This window comes from Paenibacillus timonensis, from assembly GCF_022427145.1.
Taxonomy (GTDB): Bacteria; Bacillota; Bacilli; order Paenibacillales; family Paenibacillaceae; genus Fontibacillus; species Fontibacillus timonensis.
Genome location: NZ_JAKSXN010000120.1, coordinates 1 through 3,256 on the forward strand (window position 1 = coordinate 1; position 3,256 = coordinate 3,256).

The following is a 3,256-nucleotide window of genomic DNA, read 5'->3' on the forward strand; positions in this document are numbered from 1 at the left end:
ATTTCTCTCGCCTAACGCGCTTTCAGCGCCGAAATGTTGTAGGTTTTACAACATTTTTTCCACCGGCAAGGGCTTACCGGCGAGCGGTTGCCCGGTATCTGGCCCAACCAACCTGTTATGAACGAAATGTTGCATTTTGTACAACATTTTTGGCCTCAACAGCGGCGAATCCGAGGAAATGTTGTATTTACTACAACATTTTCTCCGGATATCACGCGGGCGGGGCTGAAATGTTGCACTTTTTGCAACATTTCTCTCGCCTAACGCGCTTTCAGCGCCGAAATGTTGTAGGTTTTACAACATTTTCTCCTCCGGCAAGGGCCTACCGACGTGGGGTCCCTGCTCCCTAAGTAATTCGCAATAAGCAATAAGCATTAAACAATAACAGTAAGCAGTAAGCAAATCAATAAGCAAAACAATAAGCAAAACAATAAGCAAAACAATAAGCAAAACAATAAGCAAAACAATAAGCAAAACAATAAGCAAAACAATAAGCAATATGCATCGCAGTAATGAGTGATTACTCACTTGACAATCTGAACGCAAAGGGAGTATCTTTATCTCATCAACAAAAGTGAGTAATTACTCACTCCATATCAATCTCCCACAGAGGAGTGAACCCGAAAATGAACAACAAAAAGGAAATTTGCATCCGTACCCAAGAGGTAACTCGAGCCTTTGGCGGCAAAGAGGTGCTGCACGGCATCAACCTGGAAGTCCGGCGCAGCGAGATCTTTGGGCTGCTGGGGCCGTCGGGCTCGGGCAAGACGACGTTCGTGAAGATGATCGCCGGCATCGACGAAGCGACCCGCGGCGAGGTGGAGGTGCTGGGGACGCGGATGCCGAAGCTGGACATGATGAACCGCATCGGCTACATGGCCCAATCCGACGCGATGTATGCCGAGTTGACGGCTAAGGAAAACTTGGAGTTTTTCGGAGCGTTGTTTGGTCTGCGGGGTGCAAAAATGAAGCGGCGGATGGAGGAAGTCATGGCGCTGGTGAATTTGACGGATCACCTCAAACGCCCGGTCGGCGCTTATTCCGGCGGGATGAAACGCCGTCTGTCGCTGGCGATCGCGCTGATGCACGAACCTGAGGTGCTGATTCTCGACGAACCCACCGTCGGCATCGACCCCGTCCTGCGCAAGTCGATATGGGACGAATTCGAGAGCCTTAGCCGCCAGGGCACGACAATCCTGGTGACGACCCACGTCATGGACGAGGCCGACAAGTGCCATCGGTTGGGCATGGTGCGTGACGGCAGTCTAATTGCCGTGGGTACGCCGGAAGCGCTCAAGAAGGAAACCGGGAGCGTTACGATCGAAGAAGCTTTTCTGCATTACGGAGGTGTACGCGCATGAGAATCCGGGCATTGATTGTTCGCATAATCCGGCAATTCATTCACGATAAACGGACGATGGCGTTGTTGATCGTGGCTCCGCTGCTGGTCTTATCCTTGATGTATCTCGTGTTTAACGGCGACGCTTATCAGCCGAAAATCGGCACGGTGCAAATCCCTGCCGCTCTTGCCGACAAATTGAGCAGCGCCGATGCCGAAGTGACCGCCTTTGATACGGAGGCCAAGGCCCAATCAGCTTTGGCCGAACAAGAGATCGACGCGATGATCCGCCTCGATCAAGGCGTACCGCATATCGTGCTGGAAGGCAGCGATCCTTCCAAGAACCGGGCGGTCATGCTGCTGATCCAAAAAACGCTGCAAGGCCAAGGCGCTACAAACGCAACGCCCCCGACCCCGGATCAGAGCGCCAACTCCGCTGCTGACCCTGGCAGCCCGGCAGCGACAAATCCGGACGGCACTGCGACCAGTCCGGGAGGCGCGGCGCAGCAACAACCGAAGTTGCAGGCACCGGTGTTCGAATATTTGCACGGAGGGGCGGAGATGTCTTCGTTCGACAGCTTAAGTCCCGTGCTGATCGGCTTGTTTGCCTTCTTCTTCGTATTCCTGATTGCCGGTGTCTCTTTTCTGAGGGAGCGAACGAGCGGCACGCTGGAGCGGCTGCTTGCAACGCCGCTGCGCCGATGGGAAATCGTCGTCGGCTACATGGCGGGCTTCGGCATCTTTACGAGCCTGCAGGCGGTGCTGATCGCCGGGTTTACCGTGTATGCGCTCGGCAGCCTGATGGTCGGCTCGTTCGGGTACGTGCTGCTGATCATGCTGCTGCTTTCGCTCTCGGCTCTTAGCTTCGGCACGCTCCTGTCGGCATTTGCGAATTCGGAATTCCAAATGATCCAATTCATACCGCTCGTCATCGTGCCGCAGGTGTTCTTTTCCGGGTTATTTGACCTGGAGAGTATTTCGCCGTGGCTGCGCTGGATTACCCACATCACGCCGCTGAAATACGGTGCGGACGCGCTGCGCGGCATCATGATCCGAGGCGAGGGCTGGAGCGGGATTGCGTTGGACGTCTACGTGTTGGCAGGGCTGTCCCTCGCATTCATGCTCGCCAATGTCCTCGCGTTGCGCAAGCACCGCAAAATATAGTACGCTGGACAAAGAAGCTTAAGATGCGAAGGGAAAGGGGAGAGGCCTCTATGTCGGACGGGAAAGAGCAGTGGCTGGAGGACCTGATCCGGTTAACGGAAGAAGAGGACACCGAGAAGAAGACGGAGAAGCAGATCAAAATTTTGGAGGCGGCGACGGAGATTTTTGCCGAGAAAGGGTATGCCGCTACTTCCACCAGTGAAATCGCGCAAAAGGCCGGGGTGGCCGAAGGAACGATTTTCCGGCACTACAAGACGAAGAAGGATCTGCTGCTGTCCATCGCCGGACCGATCGTGATCAAGCTGGCTGCGCCGTTCTTGCTGCGGGACTTCGCCAAGATGATCGAGATGCCCTATGAGCGGGCGGAGGATTTTTTTCGCGCGTTGGCTAAGGATCGCCTCAAATTTGTCCGTGAGAATATGCGGATCATCAAAATTTTGATCCATGAGGTGCCGTTCCAGCCGGAGCTGTTGGAGCAGGTGAAAAGTTTGGCATCCGAGATCGTTTTTCGGCGGATTGAGAAGGTCATTCTGCATTTTCAGGAAAAAGGTCAAATCGTAGATGCGCCGCCATGGCGGATTGCGCGAACCGGAGCCAGCATCGTGATCGGCATGATTCTGGTGCATGTGCTAATCCTGCCGGATTTTCCTTTCGACGAAGAAGAGGAGATCGAGCGTACGGTGGATCTGCTCATGTACGGCATCGCCGGCCGCTCTCGATAACGATCAAGGGTAAAAACCCGCCTGGGCATTG

The 3,256-nt window shown here is 54.3% G+C and carries 3 protein-coding genes; all 3 read left to right on the top strand.

Annotation, left to right across the window (positions count from 1 at the left end):
- Positions 1-626: 626 nt before the first annotated feature.
- The 3 genes from MJ257_RS24395 to MJ257_RS24405 are packed head-to-tail and all read left to right on the top strand — an operon-like array spanning position 627 to position 3,225.
- On the top strand, positions 627-1,361 hold the full coding sequence (locus tag MJ257_RS24395) for an ABC transporter ATP-binding protein (RefSeq protein ID WP_240271765.1): 735 nt from the start codon (positions 627-629) through the stop codon (positions 1,359-1,361).
- Positions 1,358-2,503 carry an ABC transporter permease gene (locus MJ257_RS24400; RefSeq protein WP_240271766.1) on the top strand — a complete coding sequence of 382 codons (1,146 nt, stop codon included), beginning with the start codon at positions 1,358-1,360 and terminating at the stop codon, positions 2,501-2,503. Before MJ257_RS24395 ends, MJ257_RS24400 begins: the two co-directional genes overlap by 4 nt.
- 50 nt (positions 2,504-2,553) lie before the next feature.
- A complete protein-coding gene (locus MJ257_RS24405; protein WP_240271767.1) occupies positions 2,554-3,225 on the top strand; it encodes a TetR/AcrR family transcriptional regulator in 672 nt (223 codons plus the stop codon).
- The last annotated feature ends 31 nt before the right edge of the window (positions 3,226-3,256 follow it).